This is a genomic window from Bartonella callosciuri, assembly GCF_014203215.1.
Classification (GTDB): domain Bacteria; phylum Pseudomonadota; class Alphaproteobacteria; order Rhizobiales; family Rhizobiaceae; genus Bartonella; species Bartonella callosciuri.
This window is the reverse complement of the sequence record NZ_JACHIM010000005.1, coordinates 51,022-68,564: the sequence shown is the minus strand read 5'-3', so window position 1 is coordinate 68,564 and position 17,543 is coordinate 51,022. Positions and strand designations below refer to the sequence as shown.

Genomic DNA, 17,543 nt, shown 5'->3' with positions numbered 1-17,543 from the left:
TCTGAATAATCATTGTTTTTATAATACGATTTGTATTTTATGTAAAGCGACAATAAAAATAATAAATCATAATTTACACTTACGACCTTTAAAAAGAATCGGTCCCAAATGCAGCTAAAAATAAACGACAACACAGTCTACAAAAAACAAATTTCGGAAGCTTATGCTGATCAAGAAAACGTTATGAAATAAAAACTCTGAAGGTCGTTGAATATTAAAACTTAATATCACTTATGTAAAAGAAAAATTACAAAAATAAAAATAGTCTTGAAAGTATAAAACATTATTTACGTTTATAAAAATACGAAAAATGGAAACCGTATAGAAAATAAAACAACACGCATCTCTCCAATAACAGAAAAATTTTAGAGAAATACGCACCAATATACAACGGCATATATATACAACAATTTGATAACAAAATTGGTCATGCCTAAAATAAAGATTGGATTATACAAACAGATTTTTTGACCAAAGCAGTTTTTTATACCCTATCCTCAATGTTTTACTATGACTCAATAAAGCCTCCCCCCAATTCCCTAACATTGCAATCTTTGCTTCATAGAAAGATAAAAACATTACCTCTAACAGCCATAAGATAAAAGTTAAGTTAAAACAAAGATATACAATGAGGCATTCATCATCCTAAAACTGATAGGAATTAAACCAAATATTTCACTAAAGTCAGCTCTATTAACTATAGCCTCTATGGTCATATCGGAGTAAATATTTTAGCAAAACTTTTTTATATCGAGTAAGTTTCCAGTAGATAATAACTAATAAGAATACCCATACAGTTTAGACCGACAATAATATTACCGTTCTGAACTCTCATGAACTTTATCTATATTGTGGTTAAGAGAACCATTGTTTTTTGGCTCTCTGTCCGTTCGTGTTTTTTATCCCATTACTTTTTTAAGGGTGTGGGTAAGACTGATGGTCACTTTTGTAAAGATTTTTTGTTTTCTGATGTTTTTTTCATTTTCAAAATGCTTTATCAAAAGGCGTTCCTGTTCCGTTGCATTGGTCACGCCAAAAGTGTTATTGTCCATAAACTTCTGGTATCCGGACATCATTAGATTCTCTAAAAACAAGTTACTTCATGATAGAGCTTGTGAAAAATAAACTCCCTTTGAATCTTGCAGTTTGTACAGATAACCTGCTTTAGTCATGCATTCATGGACTGATACAAATTCACTCATACGGGAATCCATATCTTCAGGAGAAGAATAAACTGATTTCCAGTCACATTTTAACAGTGCTTGTTGTATCGTAGTTTAATCAACACCCGGCTTTTTCCATAATGCCAATGTCGATGGAGGAATTTGGTTAATACACCCAGCCCTACTTAAAAGAACTATTCTAGTCAATAATTTCAAGATTTTTTCATTTTCCCTCTTCTTCAATGGGTTTATTTACAATGAGAGACTCGTAAGTCCTTTGATATTTTTATCTCCACTTTTCAAGAAAGCTATGGAAATTTTGGGATGGTGGATTGAGAAAACAATCCTGCACAGACAATCAAAAGCAAGAATGTGAAAATTTTAATCATCACCAACAATAAGACTTAAGGCTGGCATTCACATTGTTGTGGATGCTTTTTACAAAAAGAGTTATTCAAACGCTTTTTAACACTTCCTTGAGGGATGACTAAACCAGGACAGCAAATGAGCAGATTCCCAACTTTATGATTCTTACACCAAGTGCTTTTTTTATCACGGCCCCTGGACCAGGCAAACATCAATGATTGCATTCTTAAATTATCTTTTTCTTCCTCGACATCATAAGGCGTTGGCATTTCACATTTTAAACAGTGCTTTTTCTATCTCAGTAAAGTCTGCACCAGAGTTTTCCCGACACCCCTTATAAAGGAATTTAGGCCTTGTACCTAAGTTATGTCCAACAATACCTAACAGTGTTAGATCGCTTAATAATCTTAAAGTTTGTTTCATTTTTTCCTGCTTGAAGGAATTTATTTACTATAAGACGGAGCATAAAACCTTCTCTAAACCTATCATCCTCATTTCTAAAGCAAGTACGGGTATTATTGGGGATTGTCAGCATGTTGACTGCTTCTTTACCAGTTAACTACCAGCAGGCACTGTCTCGTAGGTAAAATCATTACCGCCGATCACTCTGCTCACAAATTCATATCTATGTCCATCAAAGCCGACATGCGTTTGTTTGTCATCGCTTAGCTTCTCTAACTGACCTTTTGCCATCACAAGATTAGATGCCGGTGCATAGAAATTGACTTTTATTTGACATGCTATACCCTGTATGCCCATTGTTCTAAAAAATTCAACGCATTATAGACTGTCATGCCGTCACGACTATGGGCATAAAATTCCAACCGCGTGTACCATAAGCTTTTTACAAGATCCTTTATTTCTTGTGCCAAGTTGGTTAGGTCAAAGAAGCTATTTTCTATAAACTTCTGATATCCTGCTACCCTGAATTCTGATAGATCCGAGTTGGCTTGGGGAAGAGGATAAAATAAAATGTTTCATTATTATATTATTGGCATGTTGAACCACATAGCCAACTGCCTCATCTGCTAAAGTTAAAGATACCATTGAAAAAGACATGGGACTTGCCATAAAAACCGGCTTGGCATTGGTGCCTTCACTGTTATGCTGCTACTTATCAGTAAGGCCTACGCATTTGCCAACATAAAGACCGTAACTGCTGCTATGGTATGCTTTTTTATATGGTGGACGTCATCAACAACAATATGATGAATTGCAAAGCAGTATTCTCCCCCCTGACTTCCTTCCGAAAAGTTTTGAATTCTTTTGGTGTTAAAGCGCCTCAATTCTCTGGTCTCTGCTTCTCAGAGTGCCTGTGAGCAAAATTATCTATCGGCGAGCATGAATATAAAATAGCTGAAAATCGCGCATAAACTGTACAATATTCAACAAGCCAAATAACAAAGGATGGTTAGAAAAAAACTGAATAAGCACTCCTGGCGTAAAATATAAATAATATTACAAACTTCTCCCGCATTTTCTCATTCATTTAGCGTTGCTAAAAAATCGCTTCATGAACGTTTGACAGTAAGAGAATGCCCACTAACAATGGTCATTATCATCTTAAACTTTTTAAAAAGAGCACATTTTTTTTCATCTCCCTACAGTTGTAAAAAGCATCTTACTTTCTTCCACTTGTTATATACCTTGCTCATCATATCCAAGTCAGAAATACTATAACAAAGATTGTCAAACTAAAATCCATTCAATGAAACAAAAAACTTGTTCAAAAAATAGGGTTGTTCCCTGCACCTCGACAATAATAAAAATGATAACTATGGAAAAATTCAAAACTCCCTTCATTCGCGTAAACAAGAACCTCAATCGCTTCTTAAAAAAGTATAAAATATCCGTTCTTCACTTTGACTTACAAAAAAATATTCCCTGATGTTTAAGGTATAAAGCCACTAAACGAATAAATTTACAAATTCAAAAAACTTATGAGGATAATTTATTCTGTTCAATGTAGTGCGGATAAGAGAAAAATGTATAATAACACTCATGTTGTATGTATTCATTTTTTTAAATTATTAAACAAAGGAATACATTTTTATGATATAAAATATATCTTTAAAACTTAATTCCTATTATAAATATAAATCATAATTCTATTTGAAATGCTTAGAAATATAAATTTCTACATCTTTGTATACTACAAAATCTACTTAATTCGCATCCTTATTACTTGTATTATGGCTGTTATATTTAGGACATTATCAATCACAATGATCTATCAATTTTGGTACTATCCCCGCTCTAGGTGATTTATCTACCGTGGTTAACAATAGAGTTCGCATAGCTCAAAACAGTATAATAATTGGAATATATTATTCCTCTCTCTGGAGAATAATTATCAAAGAACTTTCTGTCCTGAAATCATCTGCCATTTTTCTTATTTTAGCCTTTATTCATATTCTAAAACACTTTGTTTTTTCTTCAAGTTATAAAATTTAAGTGCATAAAAACAAATAACAAGCCAAACAATCCAACTAAAACCGACGATCAAAACTGGCCGCGTCTCATCGAAAAACCATAGGAGAATAAAAATAAAAACCATAAAAAAAATGGACAAAACTGATCCTATCGGCCAAAATGGAATTGGAAATTTTAAATCATATTGTACTTCTTTAGACATTTTAAGACGCATAAAAATTTGCGAAAGTAAAATCATCATCCAAACAAAAACCGTTGCAAATGTTGCCATTGCTGCAATAAGAAAAAAAAGTCCCTCATGATAAAAATAATTAAGAACAACACCAAGAAGGAAGATAATAAAGATCAGTAAAATAACAAAAATTGGTATACCATTTTTTGATAGATATTGAAACTTTTTCAAGGCATAACCTTCTTGTGATAACCCATGGATCATACGACAAGCACCATACATTCCACCATTCATCGCCGAAATAGCCGCTGTAACAACAACAATATTCAGAATGTTCGCTGCATATGAAATCCCAAGGTTTTCAAAAATTGAAACAAAAGGACTGTCCATAAGTCCAATTTTATTCCAAGGATAAAGGGACATTAAAATAGCTAATGTCATGACATAAAAGAGCAAAATACGAACTGGAGTAGAATTAATTGCCTTTGAAATCGTTTTATGAGGATTTTGTACTTCCATCACTGCCATCCCTATGATTTCTATGCCACCAAAAGCAAAGACAACAACACTAAAACAAGCCAAAAAACCAAACCAACCATTGGGAAAAATACCTCCATTTTTCCACAAGTTGTGAATACTAATAGGAGAGGAATTTATCCTTGCATCCCAACCAAACACAATAATTGCGATTCCTAAAATAATCATAGCAACGATAGCAATAATTTTAATAGAAGACAGCCAAAATTCTAATTCACCATACACTTCAACGGCTGCTAAATTAATCCCTGTAATGATCAACGTAATACTAAATGCCCATATCCACGGCGCAATATTAGGGTACCAAAATCCCATATAAGTCGCAAAAGCTGTGATATCAGCCAAACCAACAAGAATCATTCCAAATACATATGTCCATCCCGTTAAAAAACCAGCCAACGGTGATATATAATTTGCAGCATAACGGGCAAAAGAACCGGGCAGCGGATTATAAATAATCATCTCACCAAGAGCGCGCATAACCATAAAAATAGCTAAACCAGCAATACAATAGGCAATGAGAACACTTGGACCAGCAAGTTTGATCGCTTGTGCAGATCCGTAAAAAAGACCTGTACCAATAGCAGAGCCAAGAGCTAAAAAAACAACCTGGCGCTTATTCATGCCACGTTTCAGTTCATTTCCTACCATTTCTTTCCTTCTTCATTGAAATATTGATAAATATCCGTCCTACAAAACCAGCCGTATAATAAAGTAGGGCTTCATGTTTCTCTTATGAACAGATTAAAAAATATTGAACAACAGCCACTCAGATACTCCATCCTAGGCAATGAAAAAATACTTTTATTACGAATTATTCAGCTTTTTTATAACCTAAAATTTTGTATCATTTTATTTAGATCAAAGAGTAATAAAATTTTAATTATCGTTGAATTCATTTTTCTATTTTTTGCAGAAAAATATTGGATAAATGCAACATAAATCCCGATCCCTTCTTTTCAGTTTACGAAATAGAAGTTTTAAAATCTGTACTAGGCTATTTGAGAATGAGCGCGTTAATTTTTTTACTTTAAGCAAACTCTCTCTTACTTTTTTAGTTCATAACAATAAAAAATTATACACGATAGCGTATAAACCAATTTATCACACCAAATAGATAGTGTAATCAAGTATAAAGTGAAGATTTCCAATCTTCAACACCTTGATAATATGCATTCCCAGCCCATTTCTTAAGCATATTAAACGCATATCTTCCAAGAAAAAAAACGACTGCGAAAAAAATAACCTTTTTAATATTCCGTTGAATAATAGATTTACTATTCTCTCTAGTGCTTTTATCTGAAATAGCAACGATAGCTGTATTTGTCGCCTGACAAAGAGTATCTTTTTCTTGTGCCACCATAGCAAGGAAAATACCCTCTTGAGATTTTGCTCTCAAAATATTCGCATTAACCTCTATAATTTGTGAAAAACAAAAAACAACTGCCATAAAAATTATGAATATGCTTCTTGTAAACATTTCTTTCCCTTTTTTTGATTTAGAAATACAACAGAGTAAATATAAAACTCATAAAATATCTGAAAATAAGAAGAATAGATAATAAAAATGTTATATTTACTATATAGAATACAAAAAATAACCTTTTAAAAGGATAAAATATATAAATATACAATCTATATTTTTTAGCTTTAGCTAGAATAGGATAAAGGTGTTATTGAAAACTATTTGAAAAATCAGTTTCTTAGGTATGAGCCTTTATAAGCTTATTCTAATAAAAGATATCACCATGAAACACAATATTAAGAGGATAATTTGGCATTAGGAGAATAATTTGGCACGAACAACCGATACATATCGGTAAATAAATGAGCACACATCCATTTAATTATAAAAATATACCACCAGCTCCCTCCAATCTAGCATGAGGAAGTCCAAGAATTAAGTGTCCTTCCTTCCTCATTGATCTCAAAATAAATATTATTTTGATCCTAGTTTAGGAAAAATTGTTTTCGGTAAAATGGATAATAAATGCCCTTCACGCACAAGCATATGCACCTTATGAAGATCTGGAGCCATGTAGCGATCTTCTTTAAGGGTATCAATATTTTTGCGTAGATGCTCCATAACAGACTGTAAGAAAGAGCTTGTTTTTAAAGGAGAACGGTATTCAATTCCTTGCGCCGCAACAAGCGTTTCAATGCCAATAATAGTAAAAAGGTTTTCACTCATTGCTAATAACCGGCGAGCACCATGGCAAGCCATTGAAACATGATCTTCCTGATTTGCTGAAGTTGGTGTTGAATCGACTGAAGCAGGATGTGCCATCTGTTTATTCTCAGACATTAAAGCAGCTGCAGTTACTTCAGCAATCATAAAACCTGAATTAAGCCCCGCATTTTCTGCTAAAAAAGCTGGAAGTCCATAAGAAACTGCTGGATCAACCATAAGGGCAATACGTCTTTGAGAAATCGAGCCTATTTCACACAAAGCAAGAGCAATCTGATCAGCAGCAAATGCTACAGGTTCAGCATGAAAATTTCCACCTGATACAACATTATCATTACTTAAAATCAATGGATTATCTGTAACCGCATTTGCTTCAATAATGAGTGTTTTTGCTGCTGCGATCAGAATATCAAAACATGCTCCCATAACCTGCGGTTGGCAACGTATACAGTAAGGATCCTGCACACGATTATCATCACGCAAATGTGCAACCCGAATTTTTGAATCCTCTAAAAGCTTTTCTAATGTTTTTGATACAGCAATCTGCCCATAATGGCCTCTTAAAATATGGATATCAGGATGAAATGGTGCCGTTGACCCCATGATAGCATCTGTTGTCAATGCCCCTGCGAGAAGTCCACCACACAATGCACGATACCCTCGAAAAAGCCCCGCAAGAGCAAGCGCTGTTGATGTTTGGGTACCATTGATAAGAGCGAGACCTTCTTTTGCTTTTAAAATAATAGGAGACAATCCTGCTTTCTCTAAAGCTGCCGCTCCATTCATGCGAATGTTTTGAAAGAATGCTTCTCCCTCTCCCATCATAACAGCAGCCATATGAGCAAGGGGCGCAAGATCACCTGAGGCACCAACAGATCCCTTTTCAGGAATGACAGGAATAACCCCTTTTGCAAGCATATTTTCTAGCAAATGGACCAACTCTAAACTAACACCAGAAGCTCCTCGCCCTAAAGAAAGAAGCTTTAAGGTCATTATCAAACGCACAATATTTTCTGCTAAAGGTTTTCCTACACCACAACAATGTGATAAAATAAGGTTCTTTTGTAAAAGAGCTACATCGTTTGCATCAATTTTAATCGAAGCCAATTTGCCAAAACCAGTATTGATGCCATAAACTGGCTCAGTCCCAGCAGCAATTTCAGCGATGCGCTCTGCCCCCTTTCTGATAGAGAGATGCGTATCACTGTGAAGTTTGCTTACTTCACCATTGAAATAAATAATCTCAAGTTCGTTTAGAGTTACCTCACCCGGTTTTAGCATAATAGTCATAGTTTTCTTTCTTATTTATTTTTAAATATAATAATTTTAGAGTGGTTGATTTTCCTATAAAACAAAAAAGGTATAACCACTCTCTAGAAGAAATTGAAACCGATCAGGTAAAGAAATTCTCATCCTTCTTCAATTTATAATAGTAAAATCGACTATTTGCTTCTATTTAAACATCATTTTATTAGAGAAGTTATTTATACATCTTTTCCCAGCTCGAACTGGAATTCGCTCTTTTGTTATTTGAAGAATTTGTTTGTATTTTTTGCGTCATTCCCCCCTTCAAGACAATAAAAAATCTAGTAAATTTACATCTTTTAAAATAAAAATATAAACATTTTAATAAATTTATGTAGCATAGAAATGCTCAATTAAATTTATGATTAAATATATTAAAATACTGTAAAAATTTAAAAATATGTATATTATATTAATATAAAATATTACCTTAGATAAATCATATAATAATTTATTGATATATTTAATTAATATTTTAAAAATTCGATATTTTATAGTATAGTACGTAGTGTATTATAGAGTCATTGCTGATTTTTTCAAAGTATTGAATTTATAATGATAATTCATCTTTTTATATGTTGAGTGAGAAACCTGAATATAATAAAGATTCTCTCATTTCAACCCTGTTCATGATACATCGATCGAAACCATTCCTTACACATCATAATGGGAGTTATCGTGTGAATAAAAATCGTTTAAAAAGGACTAAAAATACCTCTTATGAACCGTCTAAAGACAAAAGCTGTCAGCAAACATTGGAAGCTTGCCAATATAATGATGGTGCCTAGCTTATTGCAAAGTAATAAAAATGCCAAAACTCGTGTTTAATGACTTTTAAAATAGACCTGAGGCTTTGAAAGCTCATACAATGAAAGAGGGTAATTATAAACTACAATAGAGAGCACCTTTTTTTCATAGAAAAATTTGGAACAAACTTTAATGATCTAATATTCGAGTATACAAAGAAGCTTCTGTATGCTCCAAAGAGCTTCACCAAAAGGAAAATTCATATAGAAGAGACTATAATATGCAATGAGATCTCTCGTTTTAGCAATACAGCCAGAATACGGTCTTTTCCTATAGAAGTAGTGCATACAATAATGCCTAAGGAAAACATAAGACCACCAGTAAAATAGTTATCATGAAATTAAAGGGAATATTTAAAAGCGCGATACAGTGTCTTTACGAACGAAATAAAGTTTTTACTACGCTGTTATACAAAGTCTATATATGGTGTTTTTATTTCTTCTTACCGAGTATCAAAAAAGACTTTTAACTTCAATAATTATAGGCTTGTTTAAAAAGCTCTAGAAAGCATTAATAACAATCCGTAGAAAAATGACGAAATATGGTATGATCTTTTATAATACAAGTGCTGTAAGCCGTAAACGATTGTAATATTTATAGAGGCACTATGCTTTTTTTACGATTTTTTGCATAACTTTATGGTAATCGATTATTTTTTGAATCTACTGTTCAAAATGTTTAAATCTGTATTTGCAAAACACCATCATAAAGAATTCTTAGAAAGCCTTTTACGCAAAAGTATTGATTCTTAACCTGTAATTACTGTTTACACAGAATTATGTTGCTCATGAATGTGATCACTCTGGAAACAGAATTATCCAGTATAGACTTCAACAAGCGTTTTTTGCCGCCTACATGGCTAAACGAAAATGCTTGACAGGCCATTCTGATTGCAAACTTTTTAATAGATCTCTCACGAAAAATAATAATATGATGAGTATAGATCGATACCTCTTTACGTATAATTACAAATAAATTTTATAAAATATTTTCTTAAGAGAATAATAAAGAACGTCTTTACTCTGTTTACAGAAAGAAAAAAGATATTGCAAATACAGTTCTTAGATGATTTTGATCTCTTACTGAAAAAACAAGATAAAGTAGTTTTACATGATAAATTCTTCCATGTCGTATTTCTCTCCTTTATCTCGATATTCAAAATACTTTACAAAAAAGATTATACAAACAGTAAAAAAGCTTACTTTTCTAAAATCATTATCTCTTCCAAGACAATTTGGTTATAAAAATAATATGATATAAAATCAGAAAATTTTGGTGCACCCGACAGAATTCGAATCTGTGACCTCTGCCTTCGGAGGGCAGCGCTCTATCCAGCTGAGCTACGGGTGCTTACAACTGAACAGTGATCTTTTAACTGATCATACTCTCAGCTTCAATGGTGAATTATCATTCTTTTAAAAAACACTCGTTTATACTTTATGTCACTATGCAATCTTTTTATCCTATCCTGCTATGATACACTACCTTAAACAGATTACTTTTCATACATTATCCTTTTTCTTACAAAAACGGTTTTTATATACAGCTTCAAAATTCTCCCAAAATACGCTAGAAAATAAGTTGTGAATATCAGGATAATTCTTAATGATTACATTACCAAACCGCTTTCATTTTATTTCTGCCGAAACTGAGGAAGCTATCAAAGCTACTCATAAATTAATTTCTGTTTACGGTCATTCTTCTCTAAAAGAAGCAGACGTTGTTATTGCAATCGGTGGCGATGGAACAATGTTACAAACAGTACGGGACGTTATGAACACTGGAAAACCCATTTACGGCATGAATCAAGGCTCTGTAGGATTTCTTATGAATGAGTTTCATGAACAAAAATTGCCAAATCGTATTGCTGCCGCGCATAAAAAGGAAATTCATCCCCTACGCATGATTGCAAATGCTGAATGTCAAGGGACTATTGAAGCACTCGCAATTAATGAAGTCTCCCTCTTTCGTCAATCCTATCAAGCAGCAAAAATTCGTATCAGCATTGATGACAAGGTACGTATGGAACAATTAATTTGCGATGGTATTCTCGTTGCCACACCAGCAGGATCTACTGCCTATAATTTATCAGCACAAGGACCAATTTTGCCTCTCATGGCTCCACTTATGGCTCTTACTCCCGTTAGTCCCTTTCGCCCTCGACGCTGGCATGGAGCATTGCTTCCCAATACAGCAACAGTACGCTTTGATATGCTTGAATCTGAAAAACGCCCCGTAAATGCAGCAGCCGACAATGTTGAAGTTAAATCTGTCTATTCAGTTACGATTTCAACAGCAACAGAAGTAACAGCCTCAATCCTTTTTGACTCTAACCATTCATGGGATGAACGCATTTTATCAGAACAATTTCGCTATTAATTATTGTATTATACTTTCTATGTGTATATGGCTGTTATAGTTGACTTTTTTGTGAAGGCGCCTTAACCCTACAAAATAGTATAGAATATTTAACTTCATAAATAGTTCGTATAGCGAAGTTAAAATCGCAGAGTACTTGATAAAAAAATGATACCACCTTTAAAAAGTTTTGATGATTTAGGTCTTTCCGCAAAGGTTATTAAAGCCGTAAAATCAGCGGGATATACAGTTCCAACACCTATTCAAAGTGGGACAATTCCCCATGTACTTCAAAAAAAAGATGTTTTAGGAATCGCTCAAACAGGAACAGGGAAAACAGCCTCTTTCGTTTTGCCTATGCTCACACTCCTTGAAAAAGGTCGTGCAAGAGCACGAATGCCCCGTACTCTCATATTAGAACCAACACGGGAACTTGCAGCCCAAGTTGAAGAAAATTTCGATAAATATGGAATAAATCATAGTTTAAATGTTGCACTTTTAATTGGTGGTGTTTCTTTTGAACACCAAGATCGTAAACTTGAACGGGGTGTTGATGTTCTTATAGCTACACCAGGACGCCTTCTTGATCATTTCGAACGCGGTAAATTGCTCCTGATGGGTGTTGAAATTCTTGTTATTGATGAAGCCGATCGCATGCTGGATATGGGTTTTATTCCTGATATTGAACGCATTTGTAAATTAACTCCCTTTACCCGTCAAACTTTGTTTTTTTCTGCAACAATGGCACCAGAAATTACCAAACTAACAAAGCAATTTTTGCATTCTCCCATATCTGTTGAAGTTACAAAGGCCTCCTCAACAGCGACCACAATTACACAACGGCTTGTCAAAGCTGGGAATAAATCATGGGATAAAAGAGCTGTTTTACGAGAACTTATTCACAATGAAGGCGATGAGCTTAAAAATGCTATTATTTTTTGTAATCGAAAGAGAGATATCTCAGAACTTTTTAGATCCCTTGTCAGACATAATTTTAGTGTAGGTGCACTCCATGGAGATATGGACCAATATTCGCGCACGAACACACTAACCGATTTTAAAAATAATAAACTTAAACTTCTTGTTGCTTCCGATGTTGCTGCTCGTGGACTTGATATCCCAGCTGTAAGTCATGTTTTTAACTATGATGTTCCTACACATGCTGAAGATTACATTCATCGAATTGGTCGGACAGGACGTGCAAATCGTAGTGGAAAAGCTTTTACAATCGTTACAAAAGCTGACCAAAAATATATCAGCGCCATTGAGGAAATGAGCAACGAAAAAATTGAATGGCTCAATGGTGATCTCTCTGCTTTAACGACCGATGATAAAGATGACGAGATTGTTTTAAAGAAAAAATCTCCAAAATCATTAAAGAAAACGCCTCAAAAAAAGCCTATTGTTCAAACTAAAAAGTCCTTAAAATTAAAAGATGATAAAGTAGATTGCACTCAAGCAGAAAATAATAAAGCAAAATCACCCGGACAACATCGCCCTCAAAAAAATAAGGCTTCCTCTCCCCCTGGATTTGGCAATGATATCCCGGCATTTATGCTCATCAAAACCCGCAACTAAACCGAAATTTACTACCTTTGTTTGGTAGTAAAAAACAAACGAACTCTTAAATACTAATCTTATTTACTTTGAATAACCAGTCTTTCTATTACCTTCTCACGTCCTAAAAGCCGCAAAAGTTTCCCCATTTCAGGTCCATGATCCATTCCTGTAAGTGCCTGACGTAATGGCATAAACAAAGCTTTCCCATTACGACCTGTTTTTTCTTTTAAAATCGTCGTCCAAATTTTCCAACTTTCATCATTCAATACGCCTTCAGGCAAAAAATTGAGTGATTGACGAATGAATGCACGATCCTCAAATGCCACTGTATCAAAGTACTTATCATCATGAATAATTTTCCACCACAAAGCAGCATCATTCACTTTATCAATATTGCCTCTTATCGCATTCCAAAAACACTCCGCCTTTTCTCCATCAATAGAAAGACTTTTAAGTCGCGTTTTAACCTCCGCATAAGTTAACTCATGAACAAGATGGCTATTCAAAGAAAAAAGGTCAGCAATATCAAATTTTGCAACCGATCTTGAGATATCCTGGAGATTAAAATGTTCTAAAAGCACTGCTTGATTAGGATAGGGATGCACATTTTGCGAAGTTCCAATCAAAACAGCAAAACATTGAACAGCTATAGATTCAAATCCTTCTGCGCGTAGAGAACGAATAGAAAGATCATTATTGCGTTTTGAAAGTCCTTTTCCCAAAACTGTAGCCAATAAATTAATATGGCCCAAAATTGGCAACTCTGCATTAAGAGCTTTAAAAAGAGCAATTTGAACGCCTGTATTTGTAATGTGATCATCCCCACGAATAATATGTGTAATGGCCATATCTATATCATCAACCACAGAAGGTAACGTGTAAAGGTAGCTTCCATCTTCACGAATTAAAACAGGATCTGAAAGAGAGGCCAAATCAATCGTCTGCTTTCCCTTTACCGCATCATTCCAATAAACTTCGGTTCGCTTTTTTTGCAAAGGATCATTTTCAAAATTAGGGAGAAGAAAACGCCAATGAGGTTTACGACCTTGCAATTCAAATGCTTTTTTATCTTCTTGTGTCAATTTTAATGCAGCACGATCATAAATAGGAGGTAATTTGCGAGAAAGCTGGATTTTACGGCGCCGGTCTAATTCTTCCCCAGTCTCATAACAGGGATAAAGAAGTCCACGTTGCTTGAGAATTTCCGCAACTTCATCATACCGGCTAAACCGTTTAGATTGGTAATAAATCTCATCGGGTTGAATCCCAAGCCATTCAAGGTCAACAGTAATAGCATCGATATACTCTTGTTTAGAGCGTTCAACGTCTGTATCATCATAGCGCAAGATAAATGCTCCATTATGTTTTTGCGCATAAAGCCAGTTAAACAGTGCAATACGGATATTACCAATGTGAATATAGCCTGTTGGAGATGGTGCAAAACGAACTTTTATCATAAAAAATGCTCAATTTTTATCGCGAAAACGGTTGACAATGGGATAACGACGATCACGTCCAAAGTTCTTGTAACTTATTTTTACGCCTGGTGCAGATTGTCGCCTTTTATATTCAGCACCATAAAGAAGCTGTTCAATTTTCTCAACCGTTTCCCGTGAATACCCACGTTGAACAATATCACAAATACTCATGTCATTTTCTACAAGAAATTGCAAAATATCATCCAAAACAGGATAAGGCGGCAAAGAATCTTCGTCTCTTTGATTTTCCCAAAGCTCTGCGGAAGGTGGTTTTTCTATAATATTGCATGGAATGACAATTCCTTCTGGTCCCTTAAAATTTTGCAAATGGTTTTTATTGCGCCACTGTGCTAATGCATAGACCTGCATTTTATAAATATCTTTAATAGGATTAAACCCTCCATTCATATCACCATAAAGTGTTGCATACCCCACAGCCATTTCCGACTTATTGCCTGTTGTCACCACCATTGAACCAAACTTATTCGAAAGAGCCATTAAAACTGTCCCGCGTACACGACTTTGCAGATTTTCTTCTGTAACATCAGAGGGAAGATCTAAAAAAACAGGTTCCATTATGTCCAAAAAAGCCTCAACAGGTTGCATAATGGGTATGATTTCATAATGACATCCTAAAAGACATGCACATTCTTTAGCATCCTTCAATGATTCTTGCGAAGTGTAATGATAAGGCATCATTACCGTACGAACCCTCTCAGCGCCAAGAGCATCCACCGCCATTGCCGCACAAAGAGCTGAATCAATGCCTCCTGAAAGACCAAGAATAACATCTTTAAAGCGATTTTTATTGACGTAATCTTTCAAACCCAAAATACAGGCTTGATAATCAGCAGCTACCCCATTAAGAAGATTTTCACTTGGACCAGAAATACATTGCCATCCATTCGTTTTTCGTTGCCAATGACTTAAAGCAATATGACTTTCAAAATGTTTCATTTGGAACATTATTTCGCCGTGTTCATTTAACGCAAAAGATCCCCCATCAAAAACGAGCTCATCCTGACCACCAACTTGATTGGCATAAATAATCGGCAGACTAGATTGAAGCGCTTGCGCCCGAACAACTTCTACACGTTTTAGTGTTTTATTACGATAATAGGGGGATCCATTAAGGACAAGAATGATCTCTGCTCCTTTATTGCCAAGCTCTGCACACACAGAAGAATCATTCCAAATATCTTCACAAATCACTATTCCTAATTTGATCCCACGATAAACAAATGGCTCAGGACGTGGACCGGAAGAAAACAATCGCTTTTCGTCAAATTCAGCATAATTGGGTAAGTCAAATTTCAAGCTTTCAGCGATTATACGCCCTTCATCAAGCAGCATGGCACCATTGTAAAGGTTATTATTACGCTTTAGCGGAAGACCAATTACAATTCCTGGTCCCCCCGCTGTTATCTTTGCTAATTTCTTAACAGCATCTTCACATGCTTTTGTAAAAGCAGCTTTAAGAACAAGATCTTCCGGCGGATATGCGCTGATAAAAAGCTCAGTGAATAAAACAAGGTCTGCTCCCTCTTCTTTAGCCTTCTGATACGCCATTATAGCAAGAGAAAAATTCCCTTCAATATCACCGATAACGGGATTTAATTGTGCAACAGCTACCCCAAAATCATTTTTCATAAGCTTTTGTATCATCTTATCAGTTTAACAATCACAACTCTGTTTTAATCACTAAAAATATTCCTTTTTTCAAAAGTCCCTTCCCCCCATAAACACCTGAAATAATAGATGTTATGCAACTTTCTATCTAACCATTCGCGGCAAGAGCTAATGAAACAGGATGACGATTTTTTTTAAGAAGTTCAGCAACAAGAAAAGCTAACTCCAACGCTTGATCTGCATTTAATCGTGGATCACACTGCGTATGATAGCGATCAGATAAATCGTCTACAGAAATAGCATGTGCACCACCTGTACATTCGGTTACATCACGACCCGTCATTTCAATATGAATGCCCCCTGGGTATGTTCCCTCCTCACGATGCACTGAAAAGAAACTTTCTACTTCCTGTAAAACGCAATCAAAGGGGCGCGTTTTATAGCCATTTACAGTAACCGTATTGCCATGCATTGGATCACATGACCATATAACCTTACGCTTCTCTCGCTCAACTGCACGGATCAGTTGAGGAAGATAATTCTCAACCTTATCATAACCAAAACGTGTAATGAGAGTTAGTCGACCCGGCTCATTTTCAGGATTTAGAATATCAATTAACCTCAAAAGCTCATCAGACTCAATGGAAGGACCGCACTTCAGCCCAAGTGGATTTTTAATACCACGGCAATATTCAACGTGTGCATGATCAATCTGACGTGTACGATCACCAATCCATAACATATGGCCAGATGTTGCATACCAATCTCCAGAAGTCGAATCAATTCGCGTCAAAGCCTCTTCGTAGCCAAGTAAAAGTGCTTCGTGACTGGTATAAAAAGATGTTTCACGTAATGAAGAATTCGTTCTGGACGTAATTCCTATAGAACGCATAAAGTCAATCGCTTCAGAAATACGCTCTGCTAACAGCTCATAACGCTCCCCCTGTGGACTGTTAGAAACGAAACTCAACATCCATGCATGAACATTTTCTAAATTGGCATACCCTCCTTGTGAAAAAGCACGTAAAAGATTAAGCGTTGCCGCAGATTGACGATAAGCCATAGACATTCGTTGTGGATCAGGTGTACGGGAATCCACTCCAAACTCAATACCATTAATAATATCCCCCCGATAAGCAGGAAGCTCCACCCCTTCTTTGCTTTCCATATCAGAAGAGCGTGGCTTTGCAAACTGTCCAGCAATACGACCGACTTTAACAACTGGTTTAGAACTACCAAAAGTTAAAACAATTGCCATTTGCAAAAATACACGAAAAAAATCACGAATATTATCAGCTTCATGTTCTGCAAAGCTTTCTGCACAATCCCCACCTTGTAATAAAAAAGCCTGACCTTGTGCAACAGCTGCTAATTCATTTTTCAAATCCCGTGCTTCACCGGCAAAAACGAGAGGAGGATAGCTGCGTAGCTTTTGTTCAACACCCTCTAAAACAGATTTATCCGGATAAGTTGGAAATTGTTTAATTGGCCTTGCTCTCCAAGAAGCAGGCGTCCATTCTTTTATCATTGCACTCTCTCCAGAGCTT

Annotated in this window: 9 protein-coding genes and 1 tRNA gene; 2 read left to right on the top strand and 8 right to left on the bottom strand. The window is 35.3% G+C overall.

The genetic code is table 11. The annotated features are described in order from the left end of the window. Positions 1-2,084: 2,084 nt before the first annotated feature. From HNQ69_RS07660 to HNQ69_RS05365, 5 genes are all read right to left on the bottom strand, one after another. Entirely contained in the window at positions 2,085-2,288 is a 204-nt protein-coding gene (locus HNQ69_RS07660) for a hypothetical protein (protein WP_210302693.1), read from the bottom strand. 1,645 nt (positions 2,289-3,933) lie between these two features. Next, positions 3,934-5,322: an amino acid permease gene (locus HNQ69_RS05380; protein ID WP_183229042.1), complete on the bottom strand. Its 1,389-nt coding sequence runs from the start codon at positions 5,320-5,322 to the stop codon at positions 3,934-3,936. Between the two features lie 475 nt (positions 5,323-5,797). Then, complete coding sequence (locus HNQ69_RS05375) at positions 5,798-6,121, bottom strand: hypothetical protein (protein ID WP_246348516.1); 324 nt, start codon at positions 6,119-6,121, stop codon at positions 5,798-5,800. 489 nt (positions 6,122-6,610) lie between these two features. After that, a complete protein-coding gene (gene hutH, locus HNQ69_RS05370; RefSeq protein ID WP_183229040.1) occupies positions 6,611-8,149 on the bottom strand; it encodes a histidine ammonia-lyase in 1,539 nt (512 codons plus the stop codon). Between the two features lie 2,095 nt (positions 8,150-10,244). After that, a tRNA-Arg gene (locus tag HNQ69_RS05365) sits at positions 10,245-10,321 on the bottom strand. 255 nt (positions 10,322-10,576) lie between these two features. On the opposite strand from HNQ69_RS05365, the gene HNQ69_RS05360 reads away from it, so the two are divergent. Continuing rightward, on the top strand, positions 10,577-11,350 hold the full coding sequence (locus tag HNQ69_RS05360) for an NAD kinase (protein WP_183229039.1): 774 nt from the start codon (positions 10,577-10,579) through the stop codon (positions 11,348-11,350). A 147-nt stretch (positions 11,351-11,497) separates the two neighbouring features. Beyond that, on the top strand, positions 11,498-12,907 hold the full coding sequence (locus HNQ69_RS05355) for a DEAD/DEAH box helicase (protein WP_183229038.1): 1,410 nt from the start codon (positions 11,498-11,500) through the stop codon (positions 12,905-12,907). Positions 12,908-12,966: 59 nt separating this feature from the next. Here HNQ69_RS05355 and gltX read toward each other — a convergent pair whose 3' ends face one another. From gltX to HNQ69_RS05340, 3 genes are all read right to left on the bottom strand, one after another. After that, positions 12,967-14,346, bottom strand: a complete 1,380-nt coding sequence (gltX, locus tag HNQ69_RS05350) for a glutamate--tRNA ligase (RefSeq protein ID WP_183229037.1) — start codon at positions 14,344-14,346, stop codon at positions 12,967-12,969. A gap of 9 nt (positions 14,347-14,355) precedes the next feature. Then, positions 14,356-16,017 (bottom strand): NAD+ synthase, encoded by a 1,662-nt coding sequence (locus tag HNQ69_RS05345; RefSeq protein WP_183229036.1) that lies wholly within the window; start codon positions 16,015-16,017, stop codon positions 14,356-14,358. Between the two features lie 127 nt (positions 16,018-16,144). After that, positions 16,145-17,524 (bottom strand): class II 3-deoxy-7-phosphoheptulonate synthase, encoded by a 1,380-nt coding sequence (locus HNQ69_RS05340; RefSeq protein WP_183229035.1) that lies wholly within the window; start codon positions 17,522-17,524, stop codon positions 16,145-16,147. Positions 17,525-17,543 lie beyond the last annotated feature (19 nt).

Coding starts and splice junctions, on each gene's coding strand:
- HNQ69_RS07660 (WP_210302693.1), bottom strand. CDS start 2,288: ATGGGCATACAGGGTATAGCATGTCAAATAAAAGTCAATTTCTATGCA.
- HNQ69_RS05380 (WP_183229042.1), bottom strand. CDS start 5,322: ATGGTAGGAAATGAACTGAAACGTGGCATGAATAAGCGCCAGGTTGTT.
- HNQ69_RS05375 (WP_246348516.1), bottom strand. CDS start 6,121: ATGGCAGTTGTTTTTTGTTTTTCACAAATTATAGAGGTTAATGCGAAT.
- hutH (WP_183229040.1), bottom strand. CDS start 8,149: ATGACTATTATGCTAAAACCGGGTGAGGTAACTCTAAACGAACTTGAG.
- HNQ69_RS05360 (WP_183229039.1), top strand. CDS start 10,577: ATGATTACATTACCAAACCGCTTTCATTTTATTTCTGCCGAAACTGAG.
- HNQ69_RS05355 (WP_183229038.1), top strand. CDS start 11,498: ATGATACCACCTTTAAAAAGTTTTGATGATTTAGGTCTTTCCGCAAAG.
- gltX (WP_183229037.1), bottom strand. CDS start 14,346: ATGATAAAAGTTCGTTTTGCACCATCTCCAACAGGCTATATTCACATT.
- HNQ69_RS05345 (WP_183229036.1), bottom strand. CDS start 16,017: ATGAAAAATGATTTTGGGGTAGCTGTTGCACAATTAAATCCCGTTATC.
- HNQ69_RS05340 (WP_183229035.1), bottom strand. CDS start 17,524: ATGATAAAAGAATGGACGCCTGCTTCTTGGAGAGCAAGGCCAATTAAA.